15 protein-coding genes and 2 pseudogenes are annotated in these 18489 nt (G+C 65.5%); 13 read left to right on the top strand and 4 right to left on the bottom strand.

Translation table 11 applies throughout. The annotated features are described in order from the left end of the window. The 5 genes and pseudogenes from HZZ16_RS18365 to HZZ16_RS18345 all read left to right on the top strand — a co-directional run. A pseudogene (locus tag HZZ16_RS18365) lies at positions 1-629 on the top strand (peptidylprolyl isomerase); the annotation flags it as partial. A gap of 14 nt (positions 630-643) precedes the next feature. Further along, the gene (gene trpD / locus HZZ16_RS18360) at positions 644-1657 is read left to right on the top strand and encodes an anthranilate phosphoribosyltransferase (protein WP_197950202.1); all 1014 of its coding nucleotides are present in this window, start codon (positions 644-646) and stop codon (positions 1655-1657) included. 8 nt (positions 1658-1665) lie between these two features. Further along, positions 1666-2487 carry an indole-3-glycerol phosphate synthase TrpC gene (trpC, locus tag HZZ16_RS18355; RefSeq protein WP_197950200.1) on the top strand — a complete coding sequence of 274 codons (822 nt, stop codon included), beginning with the start codon at positions 1666-1668 and terminating at the stop codon, positions 2485-2487. 1 nt (position 2488) lies between these two features. Further along, a complete protein-coding gene (gene moaC / locus HZZ16_RS18350) occupies positions 2489-3019 on the top strand; it encodes a cyclic pyranopterin monophosphate synthase MoaC (protein WP_197950198.1) in 531 nt (176 codons plus the stop codon). Positions 3020-3202: 183 nt separating this feature from the next. Further along, the gene (locus HZZ16_RS18345; protein WP_197950196.1) at positions 3203-5935 is read left to right on the top strand and encodes a bifunctional diguanylate cyclase/phosphodiesterase; all 2733 of its coding nucleotides are present in this window, start codon (positions 3203-3205) and stop codon (positions 5933-5935) included. 83 nt (positions 5936-6018) lie between these two features. Here the strand turns inward: HZZ16_RS18345 and HZZ16_RS18340 are convergent, their stop codons facing one another. Next, positions 6019-7353: a S41 family peptidase gene (locus HZZ16_RS18340; RefSeq protein WP_197950194.1), complete on the bottom strand. Its 1335-nt coding sequence runs from the start codon at positions 7351-7353 to the stop codon at positions 6019-6021. Between the two features lie 303 nt (positions 7354-7656). On the opposite strand from HZZ16_RS18340, the gene HZZ16_RS18335 reads away from it, so the two are divergent. The 6 genes from HZZ16_RS18335 (at position 7657) to HZZ16_RS18310 (ending at position 13103) form a co-directional block, all read left to right on the top strand. Then, positions 7657-8790 (top strand): alpha-hydroxy acid oxidase, encoded by a 1134-nt coding sequence (locus tag HZZ16_RS18335; protein ID WP_197950192.1) that lies wholly within the window; start codon positions 7657-7659, stop codon positions 8788-8790. A 27-nt stretch (positions 8791-8817) separates the two neighbouring features. Beyond that, positions 8818-9441, top strand: coding sequence for an HAD family hydrolase (locus HZZ16_RS18330; RefSeq protein WP_197950190.1), 624 nt, complete (start codon positions 8818-8820; stop codon positions 9439-9441). A gap of 159 nt (positions 9442-9600) precedes the next feature. Next, positions 9601-9804, top strand: a complete 204-nt coding sequence (locus tag HZZ16_RS18325; protein WP_057030494.1) for a hypothetical protein — start codon at positions 9601-9603, stop codon at positions 9802-9804. Positions 9805-10024: 220 nt separating this feature from the next. Further along, entirely contained in the window at positions 10025-11233 is a 1209-nt protein-coding gene (locus HZZ16_RS18320) for a molybdopterin molybdotransferase MoeA (RefSeq protein WP_197950188.1), read from the top strand. 176 nt (positions 11234-11409) lie between these two features. Then, positions 11410-12111, top strand: a complete 702-nt coding sequence (gene lexA, locus HZZ16_RS18315; protein WP_036009965.1) for a transcriptional repressor LexA — start codon at positions 11410-11412, stop codon at positions 12109-12111. A 557-nt stretch (positions 12112-12668) separates the two neighbouring features. Beyond that, on the top strand, positions 12669-13103 hold the full coding sequence (locus HZZ16_RS18310; protein WP_197950186.1) for a hypothetical protein: 435 nt from the start codon (positions 12669-12671) through the stop codon (positions 13101-13103). Positions 13104-13229: 126 nt separating this feature from the next. On the opposite strand, the gene HZZ16_RS18305 is transcribed toward HZZ16_RS18310, so the two are convergent. Together HZZ16_RS18305 and HZZ16_RS18300 are read right to left on the bottom strand one after the other, a co-directional pair. Next, positions 13230-15509 carry a ComEC/Rec2 family competence protein gene (locus HZZ16_RS18305; protein ID WP_197950184.1) on the bottom strand — a complete coding sequence of 760 codons (2280 nt, stop codon included), beginning with the start codon at positions 15507-15509 and terminating at the stop codon, positions 13230-13232. A 99-nt stretch (positions 15510-15608) separates the two neighbouring features. Further along, positions 15609-15771 (bottom strand): annotated as a pseudogene (locus HZZ16_RS18300) (DUF2171 domain-containing protein); the annotation flags it as partial. Positions 15772-16063: 292 nt separating this feature from the next. On the opposite strand from HZZ16_RS18300, the gene HZZ16_RS18295 reads away from it, so the two are divergent. Further along, positions 16064-17392: an MFS transporter gene (locus HZZ16_RS18295; RefSeq protein ID WP_197950182.1), complete on the top strand. Its 1329-nt coding sequence runs from the start codon at positions 16064-16066 to the stop codon at positions 17390-17392. A gap of 157 nt (positions 17393-17549) precedes the next feature. Here HZZ16_RS18295 and HZZ16_RS18290 read toward each other — a convergent pair whose 3' ends face one another. Further along, positions 17550-17873 (bottom strand): SPW repeat domain-containing protein, encoded by a 324-nt coding sequence (locus HZZ16_RS18290; RefSeq protein WP_446479844.1) that lies wholly within the window; start codon positions 17871-17873, stop codon positions 17550-17552. A gap of 279 nt (positions 17874-18152) precedes the next feature. Between HZZ16_RS18290 and HZZ16_RS18285 the strand changes: the two genes are divergently transcribed. Further along, entirely contained in the window at positions 18153-18335 is a 183-nt protein-coding gene (locus tag HZZ16_RS18285) for a hypothetical protein (RefSeq protein ID WP_074120097.1), read from the top strand. The last annotated feature ends 154 nt before the right edge of the window (positions 18336-18489 follow it).

The raw sequence follows: 18489 nt of genomic DNA, 5'->3' as shown, positions 1-18489 counted from the left end.
CTGGCCGCGCCCCGAACGGCCAGCCCGTCGCCAACATTCCGCAGGGCCTCGACGTGGTGTCGCAGGCCTTCAACACCGATGTCGGCGTCGACAACGACGCGATCTCGTTCAAGGGCGGTTATGTCTGGTACGACGTGCTCGCCATCACGCCCTCGCGCGACCGCAATCTCGACGAGGTCCGCGATCAGGTCGAGGCGCGCTGGCGCCAGGACCAGATCGCGGCCAAGCTGAAGGCCAAGGCGACCGAGATGGTGCAGAAGCTCGAAGCGGGCGGCAAGCTCGCCGACGAGGCCGCCGCGGTCGGCGCCAGGGTCGAGACCGCGACCGGCTTCAAGCGCGACGACTCGCCCGTGCCCGGCACCGTCGTTGCGGCGGCCTTCCGCACCGCCAAGGACGGCATCGGGCAGACGGCCGTGAGCGGCGGCAGCGAGGTGATCGTCTTCCGCGTCACCGACATCATCGATCCCGCTGTCGACCTTGCCTCCGACGCGGTCAAGAAGCTGAAGGAGAGCCTCGACCGCGCCCAGACCGAGGAGCAGGTCGCTTCCTACGTCAACAAGCTTGAAACCGATATCGGGACCACCATTAATCAGGCCGCCTTCGCGCAGGTGACCGGCGCGAACCAGTGAGTTGAAAGCACGCGATGGACGACCTGAAATCGATCATTGGAAAAGTGGCGACCGGCGCCAGCCTGTCGCGTGACGAAGCCGCTTCCGCCTTCGATGCCATGATGAGCGGCGAGGCCACGCCGTCGCAGATGGGCGGGCTCTTGATGGCGCTGCGGGTGCGCGGCGAGACCGTGGACGAGATCACCGGCGCGGTCGCGGCGATGCGCTCGAAGATGCTGACCGTCCAGGCGCCGCCCGAGGCGGTCGACATCGTCGGCACCGGCGGCGATGGCTCCGGCTCGGTCAACGTCTCGACCTGCGCGTCCTTCATCGTCGCGGGCGCCGGCGTGCCCGTGGCCAAGCACGGCAACCGCGCGCTGTCGTCGCGCTCGGGCGCCGCCGACGTGCTGGCCTCGCTCGGGGTAAAGATCGATCTCAAGCCGGAGCAGGTCGGCCGCTGCGTGCGCGAATGCGGCATCGGCTTCATGTTCGCCCCCGCCCACCATCCCGCCATGAAGAATGTCGGCCCGACCCGGGTCGAGCTCGCCACGCGCACGATTTTCAATCTGCTCGGCCCCCTGTCCAACCCGGCCGGCGTGAAGCGGCAGATGGTCGGCGTGTTCTCGAGGCAATGGGTGCAGCCGCTGGCGCAGGTGCTGAAGAACCTCGGCTCCGACACCGCCTGGGTGGTGCACGGCTCCGACGGTCTCGACGAGATCACCCTCACCGGCCCGACCTTCGTCTCCGCGCTCCACAACGGCGAGATCCGGAATTTCGAGGTGACACCGGAGGAAGCCGGGCTCCCGCGTTGCGAGGCCGGTGCGCTCAAAGGCGGTGACGCCGATGCCAACGCGATCGCGTTGCAGAGCGTGCTCGACGGCAAGCCGAGCCCCTATCGCGACGTGGCGCTGCTCAACGCAGCCGCCGCGCTGGTCGTGGCCGGCCGCGCCAAGGACCTCAAGGAGGGCGTCGCGATCGGCGTCCGCTCGATCGACAGCGGCGCAGCGAACGCGAAGCTGAAGCAGCTGGTCACGGTCTCCAAGAGCTGAACTCCCGCATGTCCGACATCCTGACCAAGATCGAGACTTACAAGCGCGAGGAGATCGCGGCGGCGAAGCGAGCGCGTCCGCTCTCAACTGTCGAGGCACAGGCCAGGGCGGCCTCCGCACCGCGCGGTTTCCTGCGCGCGATCAAGGCCAAGCACGCCAAGGGCGGCTACGCGCTGATCGCCGAGATCAAGAAGGCCTCACCCTCCAAGGGGCTCATTCGCGCCGATTTCGACCCGCCGGCACTCGCAAAGGCCTATGAAGCCGGCGGCGCCGCCTGCCTGTCGGTGCTGACCGACACGCCCTCGTTCCAGGGCCATCTCGACTTCATGGTGGCCGCGCGCACAGCAACCTCGCTCCCGGTGCTGCGCAAGGATTTCTTGTTCGATCCCTACCAGGTGGTCGAGGCGCGCGCGCACGGCGCCGACTGCATCCTGATCATCATGGCGGCGCTCGACGACGCTGCCGCAAGAGACCTCGAAGACGCCGCCCTCGCCTACGGCATGGACGTGCTGATCGAGATCCATGACCGCGCCGAGCTCGACCGGGCGCTGAAACTTCGCTCCCCGATGATCGGGGTCAACAACCGCAATCTCAGGACCTTCGAAACCACGCTCGCGACCAGCGAGGCCTTGGCTCCGCTGATCCCTTCGGATCGGCTGATGGTGGGCGAGAGCGGCATCTTCACGCCCGCGGACCTCGCCCGGCTCGAGCGCGTCGGCATGTCGACGTTCCTGGTCGGCGAGAGCCTGATGCGACAGGCCGACGTCACGGCGGCGACGCGCGCGCTGCTCGCGCGCGAGGCGACGGCGCGCGCGGCGGGCACGCGCTGACATGGCGCGCCAGCCAGGGAAGAGGTCAGCCAAGGCGAAGCAGGCCAAGGCCGCCCCCGGCCCCGCCCTCACCCATATCGGCGCCTCCGGCGAGGCGCGGATGGTCGACGTCTCGGACAAGCCGGCGACCGAGCGGCTGGCGGTCGCCGAGGGGCGCGTCGTCATGACCAAGGCGACGCTCGATCTGATCGTGTCCGGCAACGCGAAAAAGGGCGACGTGCTCGGCACCGCGCGCATCGCCGGCATCATGGCCGCCAAGCGCACCTCGGAGCTGATCCCGCTCTGTCATCCGCTCGCGCTATCGAAGGTCATTGTCGATATCGAGCCTGACGCAAAGCTGCCGGGCTGCGTGGTACGGGCCAGCGTGAAGGTGACGGGGCCGACCGGCGTCGAGATGGAGGCGCTCACGGCGGTCTCGGTCGCCTGCCTCACCATCTACGACATGATCAAGGCCGTCGAGCGGGGCGTGCGCATCGAGGGCATCCATCTGGTCGAGAAGCTCGGCGGCAAATCGGGCCATTACCGCGCCTGAAGCGGGTTTGTGTTGGCACCCCATATTCATATTCGCGCCGCGCGCATGGATCGCTTTTGCGCGCGAGCATTCACGTCTCGTTAACCGCGCTTCCTAACTTTACCTCCACACCGTCACCGTAAACCAACGGATGTTCTCAGGGTCCTGAATTGATCCTGACGTGTGCGCGGCAACGAATCCAGCATGAAGATGAAACTCGGCAGTCGTCTCTTTGACCAGGTCTTCGTGCGCAGCGGCCCGATCCGCTGGCTGGTGGCGGGCGGCACGCTGCTGATCGCAGCCATCGCCATAGGCTCGGTCCTGATGGCGCAGAACTTCCGGGAGCGAGCGCTGCGCAATTCCGGCCGCGAGCTGGAGAATACCGTGCTGCTGCTCGCTCATCATTTCGACCAGCAATTGCAGGATTTCGCCGTCATCCAGAAGGATTTCGTCGACCACGTCCGCAGCATCGGAATTACGACCGGAGAGGACTATCGCAAGCGCCTCTCGGGCGAGGACGTGCACCGGATGCTGCGGTCGAAGATCGAGGCGCTGCCCTATATGGGTGGCGTCAACATCATCGATGCCGAAGGCAATCTGATCAATTCCTCGACGGCATGGCCGGCCCCCAAGGTGAATGTCGCCGATCGTGCCTACTTCCGCACCTTCAAGTACGATCCCAATGCGCCTGATGTCCTGATCGAGCCGCTGCACAGCCGCATCTCCGGTGCATGGACCATTCTGGTGGCCCGGCGGGTCGTCGGGCCACGCGGCGAGTTCCTCGGTGTGGTCGGACGCGGAATCGAGCCCGCCAATTTCGAGAAGTTCTTCGCCTCCGTGGTGCTCGGCGAAGGCGCGACGATCTCGATGCTGCATCGCGACGGCACGCTGCTCGCTCGCTATCCGCATTCCGGCGAATTGATGGGACGAAACTTCAAGACCGGACCGTTCGAGCATCAGAGGGTGTTCGGGCTCGATCATTTCGCCGGCCGCTTCAACAGCCCCGTCGACGGCGAGGACCGGCTGATCTCCTCCCGCGCCCTGCCCCACTTCCCGATCCTGGTGATGGCCACCACGACGCGCGCGGCGGCCCTGGCGGACTGGCGCGAGCAGATCGGCATCCTGATCTCGATCGCGGCCTCTTCCGCGCTCGCGATCGCAGGCGTGCTGATTGCGGTCGTGCGCAAGCTGCTGGAGCAGCACCGCCTTTCGCGCGAACGGCTGACGCTGGAGAAGCAGCGGCTCGACCGCGCCGTCAACAACATGACGCAGGGTCTCCTCCTGTTCGACGCCGAGCAACGGCTGGTTGTTTGCAACCAGCGCTACATCGAAATGTACGGTCTGTCGGCCAAGGTCGTGAAGCCCGGCTGCAGCTTCCACGACATCATCGCCCATCGCAAAACAACCGGCTCGTTCACCGGCGACGTCGATGCCTATGTCGCGCGCGTCCTGAAGGACATTCATCTCCGCAACTCCATGGTGGTCGAAACCGCCGACGGCCGCTCGATTCACATCCTCAACGAACCGCTCGCGGATGGCGGCTGGGTGGCGACCCATGAGGACATCACGGAGCGCCGGCGCATCGAGGAGCGCATCACCCACCTCGCCCATTACGATGCGCTGACGGACCTGCCCAACCGCGCCATGTTCCACGAGCATCTGCGGCAGGAGCTGGCCGCGGCCCGCGGCGGCGAGCAGATCGCGGTGCATTACATCGACATCGACGAGTTCAAGGGCGTCAACGACGCGCTCGGCCATCTCGTCGGCGACGAGCTGTTGAAATCGATCGCGACCAACCTCCGCCGCTGTGCGGGCCCGGCAGACTTCGTGGCGCGCCTCGGCGGCGACGAATTCGCCATCGTGCAGGGCGCGGTGACGTCGCTCGATCAGGTCAACGAGCTCGTCGCGCGCATCTTCGACACCATCCGCGCGCCGGTCGACTGCATGGGCCACCATCTCACCAGCGACGCCAGCATCGGTATTGCGCTCGCGCCGGAGCACGGCACGGCGCTGGACCAGATCCTGAAGAACGCGGACATGGCAATGTACGCGGCCAAGTCCGCCGGACGCCGCACCTACCGCTTCTTCGAGCCGGACATGGACGCCAAGGTGCGCGAACGCCGCCAGCTCGAGAGCGACCTGCGCCACGCCATCGCGCAAGGAGGTCGCGAAGGCGGGCTCGAGGTCTATTACCAGCCCTGCCTCGGCCTGAAGGACGACCGCATCACCGGCTGCGAGGCTTTGGTGCGCTGGCGCCATCCCGAGCGCGGCTGGATCTCGCCCGCCGACTTCATTCCGATCGCCGAAGACACTGGCCTCATCAACGAGATCGGCGAATGGGTGCTGGCGACCGCGTGCCGGGACGCGGCAAGCTGGCCCGACGACATCCGCCTCGCCGTCAACGTCTCGCCGGTGCAGTTCAAGAGCGGCACGCTGGCGCTGAAGATCATGGCGGCGCTGGCCGCGTCGAACCTGCCGGCGAGCCGGCTTGAGCTCGAGATCACCGAGGCGGTCCTGATCCGCGACGACGATGCTGCGCTTGCGATCCTGCACCAGCTCCGCGCCATCGGCGTGCGCATCGCGCTCGACGATTTCGGCACCGGCTACTCGTCCCTGAGCTATCTGCACCGCTTCCCGTTCGACAAGATCAAGATCGACCGCTGCTTCGTCGAGGACATCGCCCGCCCCGACGGCTCCGCCAGCATCGTTCAGGCCGTCGTCAACCTGGCCGCCGCCCGCCGCATGACCACGACGGCCGAGGGCGTCGAGACCGAGGAGCAGCAGCGCCTCTTGCGCACGCTCGGCTGCTCCGAGATGCAGGGCTATCTGTTCAGCGCCGCCAAGCCCGCCGACAAGATGCTGGAGCTGTTCGCGCTGCACCGCGGCCGGCGCGGCCGGCGCGAAGGCAGCGAGAGCCGCCGCCGCGAGGTCGGTTAGCTCTTCGAAGCGGCGCTGCAAACGAAATCGCCCGGAAGCGGTCATCCGCTCCCGGGCGATCCATCATCTGGAGCTAGTAAGATCTAGTTCGGCACCGCAGCCTTCGTCGCAGGCTTGGCGGCGACATTTGCGGTGACGCCGCGGAGGAAATCGTAGGCCGCGTGCAGGGCCTTGTCGTCCTTCTCTTCCGGCGGGACGTAGGACTGTGATCCGGTCTGCTCGCCGCCCTCGCCGGCCGACAGATGCCCGCGCATCTGGGATTCCGCCATGGTGTCCATCCGGCCCTTCAGCTCGGGCGGCACGTCCTGGAGGATCTCGATGTCGGGCGCGATGCCCTGGGCCTGGATCGAGCGGCCCGACGGCGTGTAATAGCGCGCCGTGGTCAGCGCCAGCGCGCCGTTGCCGGAGCCGAGCGGAATGATGGTCTGCACCGAGCCCTTGCCGAATGAGCGCGTGCCGATCAGCGTGGCGCGCTTGTGGTCGTGCAGCGCACCGGCAACGATCTCCGAGGCCGAGGCCGAGCCGCCGTTGATCAACACGACGATCGGCTTGCCCTTGGTGAGGTCGCCGCCATGGGCGGTGAAGCGCTGGGTTTCTTCCGGACTGCGGCCGCGGGTCGAAACGACCTCGCCACGCTGCAGGAAGGCGCTCGATACCGACACGGCCTGGTCGAGCAGGCCGCCCGGATTGTTGCGCAGATCAACCACGTAGCCGGCGAGCTTCTCCGGCGGGACCTGCTTGGAGACCGAGGCGATCGCCTTCTTCAGGCCTTCGGTGGTCTGCTCGTTGAACGAGGTGATGCGGATATAGCCGATGTCGCCGTTCTCGACGCGGAAGCGCACCGGACGCACATGGATGATCTCGCGCGTGATCGCAACGTCGAGCGGCGCATCCGCGCCCTTGCGGATGATGGTCAGCTTGGTCTTGGTGTCGACCGGCCCCTTCATCTTGTTGACCGCCTGCTCGAGCGTCATGCCCTGCACGGCCTCGCCGTCGATCTTGCCGATGAGATCGCCGGACATGATGCCGGCCTTCGAAGCCGGCGTGTCGTCGATCGGCGAGACGACCTTGACGAGGCCATCTTCCATCGTGACCTCGATGCCGAGCCCGCCGAACTCGCCGGAGGTGGTCTCCTGCATCTCGGTCCAGCCCTTGGCGTTCATGTAGCGCGAATGCGGGTCGAGCGAGGTCACCATGCCGGTGATCGCCCCCTCGATCAGCTTGGCATTGTCCGGCTTCTCGACATAGCTGGCCTTGACCCGCTCGAACACGGCGCCGAACAGATTGAGCTGGGAATAGGCATCATCCGCGCTCACTGCCGCCCGCGCCGCCCATACGCCGCCCTGCGGGCTGGCTACCAGAAGGGTCAGGCACGCTCCCGTGAGCGCGCCCAGGGGGAACAGCAGGGTTTTCCGCATGAGGGAGCCTTTTGCTTGGCGTTTCTCTTGAGGGGTTTGGGAGACGCCATGCAAATGGCGATCCAGCTCATCTCTCACAATACCATTCTGGTTTCTTCAAGGCCGGGATGCCACGCTGAGGGCACACTGAAGAAATCCCTTCGCCTTGGCCTAAACTTTTGGCAACGTTCCGAAACTGCTTTGAAGCAACACGGCACCGGTCCGGGCCACCACGCCTCGCAGCTATGCGATTTTAGGATGGTTTTGGAGGGCCGGACGCGATAGGCGATGGCGACAAGACTTCAAATTCTCGGGAGGACAAAAATGAATGAAGCGCCCCGCATCCGGCCGGAACGGAACGTCGAGCTCGGTGCCAGCGACGAGCCGTTCCAGAACCTGCACGAGTTCGTCCGGAAGGCGCGCGCCAACCTCAACCAGAATGCCTGGGACTACATCGTCGGCGCCGCCGAAACCGAAACCACGATGCGGCGCAATCGCATGGCTCTCGACGAGATCGCCTTCCGCCCGCGCGTGCTGCGCGACGTGCGCTGGGTCGATGGCGGTGTCGAGCAGTTCGGCCGCAAGCTGCGTCTGCCGGTGGTGCTGGCTCCCGTTGGCGCACTCGAGATCTTCGATCCGGATGGCGCGGCGAGCGTCGCGCGCGCTGCAGGCAGGTTCGGCGCGGCGCACATGCTGAGCTCGGTGTCCGAGCCCGGCCTCGAGACGACAGCCGAGGCTGCCCCCGATGCATTGCGTCTCTATCAACTCTATGTCCGGGGCGACGATGCCTTCGTCGCCGACGTCGTCAGCCGGGCCGAGAAGAACGCCTATGCCGCCTTTTGCCTGACCGTCGACACCGCCCATTACAGCCGTCGTGAACGTGACATCGCCAAGCGCTACGTTCGCGAGAGCCGCCTGCGCGCCACCGGCGGCGATTTCCAGAAGGGCCTGGAATGGCGGACCGTGAAGATGATCAAGGACAAGTTCAAAATTCCGCTGATCCTCAAGGGCATCGCCACGGCCGAGGATGCGCAGATCGCGCTCGATCACGGCGTCGAGTGGATCTACGTCTCCAACCATGGCGGACGCCAGCTCGACCACGGCCGTGGCGCCATGCACGTGCTGCCGGAGATCGTCGACGCCGTGAAGGGCCGCGCCAAGATCATGGTCGACGGCGGCTTTTGCCGCGGCACCGACATCGTCAAGGCGATCGCGGCGGGCGCCGACCTCGTCGGCATCGGCCGGCTGCAATGCTGGGCGCTGGCGGCAGCCGGCGAAGCCGGCGTCGCGCGGATGCTGGAGCTGCTCGAAGACGAGGTGCTGCGCTGCCTCGGCCTCCTGGGCGCCACCTCATTCGCCGAGATCGACAAATCCTGCCTGCATCCGGCGACCGCCACCAACGCGCCCAGCGTGTTCAGCGCGTTCCCGCTGTTCGATCACGAGCCCTATCGTTACTGACGACCATACGGAGTTGAAAAGGACGCAATGACATCGCTCTCTCCCGGCAGCGCGGATGCGCTGCTGTTCGACCTCGGGCGCGTGGTGCTCGACATCGACTTCTCCAAGGCGATCGCCTGCTGGGCGGGACATGCCGGCTGTCAGCCGGAGGCCATCATCGCGCGTTATGTGCGTGATGAGGCCTACCGCCTGCACGAGATGGGCAAGATCAGCGATGCCGACTATTTCGCCTCGCTGCGGTCCTCGCTCGGGATCGGCATCACGGATGCGCAATTCCTGGAAGGCTGGAACGCGATCTTCGCCGGCGAGATGCCTGATATCGCCGAGCTGCTGCCGCGCGCGGCGAAGCAGATGCCGCTCTACGCTTTCTCCAACACCAATCGGCCGCACGTCGACTATTTCTCGAAGGAATATGCCGGTCTGCTCGGCCATTTCCGCGAGCTGTATCTGTCCTCCAGCATCGGCCTGCGCAAACCCGATGCCGAGGCCTTCGACCATGTCGTGGCGGCGATCGGCGTGCCGGCCGAGCGTATCGTGTTCTTCGATGACCTCGCCGAGAACATCGAGGGAGCCCGGGCGCGCGGCTTGACCGCCGTGCATGTCACCTCGCCGCTTGATGTCGGGAACGCATTGAAAGCACTGGGTATCTGAGCCGCGGAAAAGCCCGGAGCGCGCTCACTTCCCGGAACAAAATTTGCCGAAAATGTGGAACCCGATCACTTTGTGCATTTTTATACAGAGTTCCGGGAACGGAATACCAGCTTTCGGACTCATGAGTCCGTTGGGGACTTCTACATTGGACCGATCGACGTGCTGGGCAAGACCTATCTCACCAAGCAAGCCTCTCTCCTGCTCGAATTCGCCAGAACCACCTCGGATTCTGACCTCTCCGCCAAGCTGATCAGCAAGGCCGCCGACCTGAAATCCCAGGCCGATCCGCTGCCCGACAAGGATCAGGGTCCCAAGCCGCCCGACGTCGCGGACGTCAGTCCGGGCGATCCGACGGGGCGTTGAACGCTGTTGGCCGTGGCACTCGTCATTCTCATTCTCGCCATGGCTATCCCGTGCCGGTCTGTCTCGCCTTCCGCATCATGCCGCGGCGGAGTTGAGCCGCCCTCATCGGGCCCGGCGATCTCGCAGGGATGAACCATCCTGCGTGCCGCTTTGCCTCACGCCTGCTGTCGGCTAGAACTCTCGCCGCCCATTGACTGATGTGCCCAGCAGGAGTTCGCCCGTGGCCCTGATGCCGGTTTCTGACGCGCTCGCCGCGGTGCTGGCCGGCGCCGAGCCGCTGGCTGAAGAGATGGTTTGCCTCGACGAGGCCTACCATCGTGTGCTCGCCCGCGATGTCGCGGCACGGCGCACGCAGCCGCCGAAGGCGATGTCGGCAATGGACGGCTATGCCGTGCGTGCGGCCGACGCGGCCGTCCATTCCAGGCTGATCGTCGTCGGTGAGGTCGCCGCGGGCCGGCCCTTCGCAGGAAGCGTTGGCCCCGGCGAGGCCGTGCGGATCTTCACCGGCGGCGTCGTTCCCGACGGCGCCGATGCCATCGTGATCCAGGAGGACACGGCTACCGACGGCAAGCATGTCACGATCAACGAAGCCGCCATTTTGGGCCGGCACATCCGCCCTGCAGGCGTCGACTTCCGCGAAGGCGACGTGCTGTTGCGCAAGGGAATCCGTCTCACCGAGCGCGATCTCGCCCTCGCCGCCGGAATGAACCATCCGCATCTTGCCGTCATCCGCCGCCCGAGGGTCGCGATTCTCGCCACTGGCGACGAGCTCGTGATGCCAGGCACCACGCCTGGTCCCGGCCAGATCGTCTATTCCAACGGCTATGCCCTGCACGCGCTCGCCCGCAGCGAGGGCGCCGAGACCATCGACCTCGGAATTGCCGCCGATACGCTGGAGGCGACGTCCGCAGGCATCCGCCGCGCACGCGAGAGCGGTGCCGACATCCTGATCACGACCGGAGGTGCGTCGGTCGGCGACCACGATCTGGTCCAGCAGGCGCTCAAGGGCGAAGGCATCGCGATGGCGTTCTGGAAGATCGCGATCCGGCCGGGCAAGCCGATGATGCACGGTCGAATAGGCGCGATGCGCGTGATCGGCCTGCCCGGCAATCCCGTATCGTCATATGTGTGCGCCTTCCTGTTCATGGTGCCCTTGATTCGCGCCCTGTCGGGCCGTTCGGCGATTCATCATCAGCGCGAGCGCGCCGTGCTGGGCCGCGATCTCGGCGCCAACGACCAGCGCGAGGATTATCTGCGTGCGCGGCTGGAGGTGCGCGACGACGGCACGCGCGTCGCCCTTCCCGTCAGCCACCAGGACTCCTCTCTGCTTGCGAATCTCGCTGCGGCACAGGTACTTCTGGTGCGCGCACCGTTCGCGCCAAAGGCCGAGGCCGGCACGCCCTGCGAGGTGCTCCGGCTGCCCGTCTGAGCCACCCGGCCACACGTATTCCGCGAGTTTGGCCTCGTTCACTATAAATTAAGCAGTTGCGGAACACATATCGAACATATAGTGTCTGTTCATGATTTGTTTCGAGGATGTAGCGGCTTATTGCCGACTTCATCGTCTCGGAATCGAACGACATCAACCGGGGGACTTTGGTCGAGATGTTGACGCGCAAACAATACGAGCTTCTGCGGTTCATCAGCGAGCGTCTGAAGGAAAGCGGCGTGCCGCCGTCCTTCGACGAGATGAAGGATGCGCTCGACCTGCGCTCCAAGTCAGGCATCCATCGCCTGATCACCGCGCTCGAGGAGCGCGGCTTCATTCGCCGCCTGCCCAACCGTGCCCGTGCCATCGAGGTGATCAAGCTGCCCGAGCTCCAGGCCGCCGCCGGCAATCGCCGTGGCTTCACCCCGAGCGTGATCGAGGGCAATCTCGGCAAGGTGCGCGCGAGCTCCAGTCCGCCCGCCGACGAGGGCGAGCGCCCGGTCGCGGTGCCCGTGATGGGCCGCATCGCGGCCGGCACGCCGATCGAGGCGCTGCAGACCCGCAGCCACACCATCAGCGTGCCGCCGGACATGCTCGGCTCGGGCGAGCACTACGCACTCGAAGTTCGCGGCGATTCGATGGTCGAGGCCGGCATCCTCGACGGCGACATGGCGCTGATCCAGCGCAACGAGACCGCCAATACCGGCGACATCGTGGTGGCATTGATCGACGACGAGGAGGCCACGCTCAAGCGCTTCCGCCGCCGCGGCGCCTCGATCGCGCTCGAGCCCGCCAATGCCGCCTACGAGGTCCGCATTCTTCCGCCGAACCGCGTGAAGATTCAGGGCAAGCTGATCGGGCTTTACCGGAAGTACTGAGCGGTCCTGCGGTCGTTCGACACCTGTTGGAGCGTATCATTTCCGCTCCGGCTGGATGGTTTTTCCGTTCTGCTCAGATCGTCCGGCCCCTGCTCCGGCGATGCATCCTCGAAACGCCACGCGAAGCAACATCGCTTCGCGACCTGAGAGTTCGAGGAGACGCCATGTGCCAAATTCTTTGATGGACAATCATTGCGGCGCTGATCGCAGCATCGGCATCGCAAGCCATGGCCACACAAGCGCACCGCCATGTGCGCGAGCAATCGGCGACCAACGGGCATATCCGCAACGCGCGGAATGCAATCGCACAGCCTCCGAATTCCAGTGGGCAATACTCGGATTGGTCGGCGCCCGCGGGGCGCTGACATGGTGCCGGCAGAATGCACAGACGTCGGCTTTGTTCCTATTGGATTCGGGAAAGATAATGTGATTGCAGCTTGCAAATCGCAGCCGTAGATTTGCCTATAACCAAGCAGAGCGTTGCATACTTCCACTCTGATAGAGGCCTGCGCCTCAGAAGAGGCGCGGGTTGCTATCTTCGCATGAGGAGCACCCCGATGTGTGACTACAGCCTGCACGCCGTTGCGACCCGCCCCGCACAAGTCGGCGAGACGATCGTCACGACAACCTTCCGCGGTACCTCGACACGCGGCTTCGCCTCCGAAGCCGATCTCTCTGTCGCGGTCTGCCTGCTGCCGGGAACGGAGCTCGCTTTCGCCGACAACGTCCGTTACGACAACCGCTGGATCTGGACGCGCACCGTCAACTCCCGCGTCGGCAAGTTCGGCAAGATCGACCCGCATATTCCCGATCGCCATCATGACGCGATCGAATTCCCCGACGGCAAATACGTGCTGGTGACGCAGCTCGTCGAAGGCCAGCGCGCGACCGTGCTGCAATTGCCCGTGACGCAGCCGGCCCCCGAGCGCGAGCACAAGCCGCAGATCGTCGCCGACACGCGGCCTACGATCACGCGCCTGCCGATCGGCTGACGTCGTCGCCCCCGGCCGCAAGGTCGAGGGCCAGGATATGAAATGCCATCGCCGGCCGAGGCCGGCGAGATGGTATGGTTTTACGTCCTGCGTGATCCCGTCGGACCGATTTCCCCCACATCATCCTCAATCGTCGGCCTGCAAGTCGGCCTCCGATGGCGTTGCGTCCCGGTTGCGGGGCACGGCCGCCTTCGGCACGAGGCTGCCGTCGAAATCCCCCTCGCCGGCGCCGGCCGGCAGCCAGGGACGGCTTGCCCCTCTCGCTCTCACCGCCTGCACCGAAAAACCCTCGCCGCTTCGCGTCAGAGCCAGTGCGCCCTGACTGGCAAGACGCGCCCGATCGACCACCATCGCCGCGCAATCGGACGGCGCGGGCCGCGCCGTCACCACCAGCGCGGTGCGGCTGCAATCATCGGCGAGCGCGTCGATGCGCGTCGCCAACGCGATCAGCCGTCCGTCCGCGAGCGGCGCTACGCAACCGGACTCGTCACACGACACGCCGCTCGCCAATGAGGCGTTGCCTGCATCGCGCGGATCGGCATCGGCGGCCAACCACTCCTTGAGCAGGAAGCCGTCCTTGCTGGCGCGGATCACGTGCAAGCGCCCATCCCCGCCCCGGACCGCGACGCTCGCGCCATCGCCGGCAATCAGGATATCGGGCTGCCGCACCGACAGCCCCCAGAGGATCGCCGCCAGCAGCACCAGGGCGCCGGACCAGCGCAAGGGCGTGCGCAACAGGCCCATCACGATGAGCCCGAGGCTGGCTGCGATCAGCGGCGCGATGCCGAAGGCGGGAATGCGGCCGACCGCGCCCGGCAGGGCCGCCACCCAGCGCGCGACCAGGACCATCCACTCGATGCCGATCCCCATCAACCACCAGAACACGCCGTCGAGCCCGAAGGGTGCCGCAAGCAGTCCGAGCAGCCCGGCCGGCATCACCAGCGCCGAGACCACCGGCATGGCGCCGAGATTGGCGAGCACGCCGTACGGCGTCACGCGATGGAAGTGGAAGGCGGCGTATGGCGTGGTGGCGAGCCCCGCGATCAGCGAGGCCAGGAACAGCATCGCGATCTCGCGGCCGCCCCACAGCGCGATCCGCGCCGTGGCGGAATGATCGGGCGAGGCGAGCAGGTTCGGCATGCCGATCTGCACCAGCGCCACCAGCCCGAGCGTTGCCGCGAACGACATCTGGAAGCTCGGATGCACCAACGCCTCCGGCGCGACCGCGAGCACGATCAGCGCCGCCACGGCCAGCGTGCGGAACGTGATGGCGCGGCGGTCGACCATCACGGCGATCAGCACCACCGCCGTCATGAAGAACGAGCGTTGCGTCGCGACCTCCGCGCCCGACAGCAAGAGGTAGAACGCGGCCGCGACCAGCGCCGCGGCCGCCGACCATTTCTTGATGGCAAAGCCGGCCGCCAGACCCGGGATCAAGGCCAGCAGCGCACGCACCGCGAAGAAGACGACGCCCGCGACGACCGCCATGTGATAACCGGAGATCGACAGCACATGACCGAGCCCCGAGACGAACATGGCATCGTTCACGGGTGCGGTGATCGCATCGCGCCGTCCCGTGAGCAGTGCAGTTGCGATCGCGCGATTGTCGCCCTCGAGCGTTGCGCGGATGCGCGCATCGATCGCGTCGCGCAGGCCCTGCATGAAGGCGGCGTAGCGCAGCCGCAGGCCGCCGGCATCCGGCGGCGTCGATGCCGTGATCACGCCCATCACGAAGCCGGAGGCGCCGATGCCCTGGAAGAACATGTCACGCGAGAAATCATAGCTGCCGGGACGCACCGGCGAGATCGGCGGCATCAGCCGCGCCTTCAATTGCACGAAGCTGCCGACCTCCGGCGCCGTGCCCTTGCGCACCGACAGGCGCACGCGCTCGAGCTTGACGTCGCTGCGCTGCGCCTCCATCGCGCTGACGCGCAGCACGAAGCGATCGGTGCGCTCGCGGATATCGCGCGCTTCGACGAAGCCCGACAGCGACACCGAATAGAGGGGCTTGGCCAGCACGGGATGAGCGATGCGCGCCGTCTTCCAAGTCGCCATGGCAAAACCGCATGCGACCGCCGCGAGCATGATGGCAGGCGCAAACAGCCGGCTCCGACGCAATAGCACCGCGCCGAGCATCAGCGCGATGGCCGTCGCGGCAACCACCCACAGCACCGGCTCATGATCGGCGGCGAAATAAAGCGCGATGCCGCCGCCGAAGGCGACCGGCACCCACGGCAACAGCCGGCCAGGCCCGGCCTCGGCGCGCGCCCATTGGCGCAGCGTTTCGGCGATCGCCGGCCAGATGCCGAAGCCCGCAGGCGCAATGCCGCCGGCCGGCGCGGCGCGGCCGACCGGCCACGTCCCGGCAACTCCCTGGGAGCGTCCTGGCCGCCCCGGCTCCGCCATACCCCTGCACCCAACGATACACGACGGGTACGCAGGCTACCGGACCGTGCAGCCGTACGAATAGCGGTACAGATCAGGAACAGGCGGCGGAGCTCCGTACTTTTCCCCTTCCATGGTCACGGCCACCGACGCCTTGGCGGACAGCCGGACCCTGTTGCCTTCGACATCGGCCACGAGCCCCTCGTCGATGAAGTGATTGTGCCCCTTGTGGCTGCCTTCCCCCGCTGTCCTTCTTGGTCAGCTTGATGCGATTGCTCTCGACGCGGGGGTCAGCCCTCGGTTCAGTCGATTGAGCCGAAAGTCTCATAAGATGCCAGCGCGAGCGGGATTACACTGCTTCTATACCTCCCCGGCAGACGGGCAGGTCGTGATAGCTCGCGGTATCGAAGAGACCGCTGGAGCTTTTTCTCAGGTGACTCGAGCGTCCCTGAGACCAGGCGTTGCGGACGCACTCGCAATTCTCGCCTGTAGCGTCGCGCGCCAAGCGTACTCCGCGAGCGAATGAGCGCTGAAGAGGCGCCCGGAGTAGCGTTTGAATTCGATAGGAGCAGCACATGGCAGTTCAAGTACCGAGCGATTTTCGCCGCGTGATTGTTGCCGCGTCGGTTGGAAACGTCATCGAATGGTATGATTTCTATATCTTTGGCAGCCTGGCCGCAGTTCTGTCGGTCAAGTTCTTTGAGCCGTCCCACCCGGTTGCGGCTCTCCTCAGCACGATCGCGCTGTTCACTGCAGGATTCCTGATCCGTCCGTTGGGAGCTTTCCTCTTTGGATGGATGGGCGATCGGGTCGGGCGAAAATATACGTTCCTCATCACACTGAGCGGAATGGGACTGGGTACGGGGGCAATCGGGTTGATACCGACCTACCAGTCCATCGGTCTCACGGCGGCGTTCCTTCTATTCGGCCTGCGCATGATCCAGGGTCTGTGCCTGGGCGGCGAATATGGCGGCGCCATCACCTATGTCGCGGAGCATGTGCCGGATGACAAGCGCGGCTACTACACGGGCTGGCTGCAGACTTCTCCGACTCTCGGCATCGTGGTCTCACTGGCGGTGATCATCCTGACACGGACCTGGTTCGGCAATCAGGTCTTCGACGAGTGGGCCTGGCGCGTTCCGTTCCTGGTGTCCTTCCTGTTGGTAGCCATCGCGATCTACATTCGACTCCAGCTCCAGGAGACGCCGATCTTCCAGGAGATCAGGGCCCGTGGCCAGATGACGAGGAATCCCTGGAAGGAGGCATTCCTCAGCGCGAACGTCAAATTCATCGGGATCGCAATCGTGGTCCTGATTGGACAGGGCGTGGTCTGGTACAGCGGTCAGTTCTGGGCGCTGTACTTCCTTCAGCAGGTCTCCAAGGTCGACCCGCTGACCTCCTCCTACATCGTGGGAGCAGCGCTGTTGATTGCCACACCGAGCCTGATTTTCTTCGGCTGGCTGTCGGATCAGATCGGCCGCAAGCCGGTCATCCTGGGCGGCATGCTGCTCGCCGCGATCACGTACTATCCGCTGTATCTATGGCTGGGAGCGGTCACGCAGCCCGGCAACATCAACTATCCGACCGCGATCTTCATCATCTTCATCCTCGTTTGCTACGTTGGGATGGTCTACGGGCCGGTCGGCGCGTTCCTGGCGGAATTCTTTCCGGGCAGGATCCGGTACACGTCGGTTTCGGTGCCGTACCACATCGGCAATGGCTGGGGTGGCGGGCTGGTGCCGTTCATCACGTCGGCGGCATTCGCGGCGACCGGGAGCATCGGCTACGCGTTGATCTATCCGATCGCGGTCCCCGCGGTATGCTTCCTGCTCGCGCTGTTCCTGATGCCGGAGACACGCAAGATCAGCATCTGGCAGCCGATCGAGCCGAGGGCAGCATCGTGATGGGTTGATCCTGGTGCAGGACGCGGGGCCCTGCACCGGCGTTCGCGTCGAGGCGTAGTGACGATCGTTCCCATCGGCAGCGCGCCCGAGCGAGCCGATCTCGAACTGCCGACCGCCAGCAAATGGCGGTCCGCGAGCGCCAGACTAGCACCTCTTTTCAGCCGGCCAGGCGATGCCAGCGATCGTGCCACCAGGTGCTGAAATCGCGATCGGTCATCAACTCCCAGCCAGCGAGGAGGATCACCAGTATACCGGACAGCACGCTGCTCACCGTGGCCGATACCGGCTCATAGCGAAAGGTCCAAGGTGCCAGTAGCAGAGCCAGGCCCAGCAGCATTTCTCCCCATTCTTCCAGATAGGACGGGATGACAAATGCCTCGATGGCAAACAGCATGACACCGAGCCCGAGCGCGATGGAGATCCAGACAGGCGCCCCGGACCAGCCCAGGATAAAGGAAGAAAGGACCAGCCAAAGGCCCACCAACAGGCTGGCAGCGTCTTGCCAATGTTGGATCGCGCATGATGCTCACCTCCTCTCTTCCGGTTGGATGGTGACGCAACTGAGAAAATGCATCCCTCCGACCTGCGCCGTGTCGCCGCGACTGGAGCCGGATCCAATCCTCGCGGCCCATGCCCGGAAAGAGCCCTTGCGAGTGCCTGCACCAGGATGCAGACTTGCCGCGCTTGATAGGTGTCGACGTCTATCGTCCCGGGCCGCACGTCATTCGTACTGCGCCGGGGACATGAGGGAGGTGACGCCATGCGAGAAATCGAAATCCACGACTATGCTCGACAGTTGCTGGAAGCACATGGCCCCAAGGCCATTGCGGAAGCCGCCCAGAATGCCATCGAGCTCGAGTCGAAGGGCGAGCTTGAGCTCGCCAAGACCTGGCGGCATATCGAAGACGCCATGAAGCTGATGCGAGGGCCTCACCAAAGCTGAAGCAGCTGGCCGCTGACTGCAAATGCCGCCCAGTCGGATTGAGGCTGGAGGGGCGGCAACGGAGTATGGACCATAATCCGTCGCAAGCCGTTCGGCTGCGGCTGAGCGGCAACGCGACCCGCAAGACGCGCATCTCAATGATGCAGGGAGCGAG

It is taken from the genome of Bradyrhizobium glycinis (genome assembly GCF_016031655.1).
Classification (GTDB): Bacteria; Pseudomonadota; Alphaproteobacteria; order Rhizobiales; family Xanthobacteraceae; genus Bradyrhizobium; species Bradyrhizobium glycinis.
This window is presented reverse-complemented; position numbering and strand designations above follow the sequence as displayed.

Bases quoted from the DNA above. Each gene is read 5' to 3' on its own strand.
- trpD (WP_197950202.1), top strand. From the start codon at position 644: ATGGACGACCTGAAATCGATCATTGGAAAAGTGGCGACCGGCGCCAGC.
- trpC (WP_197950200.1), top strand. From the start codon at position 1,666: ATGTCCGACATCCTGACCAAGATCGAGACTTACAAGCGCGAGGAGATC.
- moaC (WP_197950198.1), top strand. From the start codon at position 2,489: ATGGCGCGCCAGCCAGGGAAGAGGTCAGCCAAGGCGAAGCAGGCCAAG.
- HZZ16_RS18345 (WP_197950196.1), top strand. From the start codon at position 3,203: ATGAAGATGAAACTCGGCAGTCGTCTCTTTGACCAGGTCTTCGTGCGC.
- HZZ16_RS18340 (WP_197950194.1), bottom strand. From the start codon at position 7,353: ATGCGGAAAACCCTGCTGTTCCCCCTGGGCGCGCTCACGGGAGCGTGC.
- HZZ16_RS18335 (WP_197950192.1), top strand. From the start codon at position 7,657: ATGAATGAAGCGCCCCGCATCCGGCCGGAACGGAACGTCGAGCTCGGT.
- HZZ16_RS18330 (WP_197950190.1), top strand. From the start codon at position 8,818: ATGACATCGCTCTCTCCCGGCAGCGCGGATGCGCTGCTGTTCGACCTC.
- lexA (WP_036009965.1), top strand. From the start codon at position 11,410: ATGTTGACGCGCAAACAATACGAGCTTCTGCGGTTCATCAGCGAGCGT.
- HZZ16_RS18310 (WP_197950186.1), top strand. From the start codon at position 12,669: ATGTGTGACTACAGCCTGCACGCCGTTGCGACCCGCCCCGCACAAGTC.
- HZZ16_RS18305 (WP_197950184.1), bottom strand. From the start codon at position 15,509: ATGGCGGAGCCGGGGCGGCCAGGACGCTCCCAGGGAGTTGCCGGGACG.
- HZZ16_RS18295 (WP_197950182.1), top strand. From the start codon at position 16,064: ATGGCAGTTCAAGTACCGAGCGATTTTCGCCGCGTGATTGTTGCCGCG.
- HZZ16_RS18285 (WP_074120097.1), top strand. From the start codon at position 18,153: ATGCGAGAAATCGAAATCCACGACTATGCTCGACAGTTGCTGGAAGCA.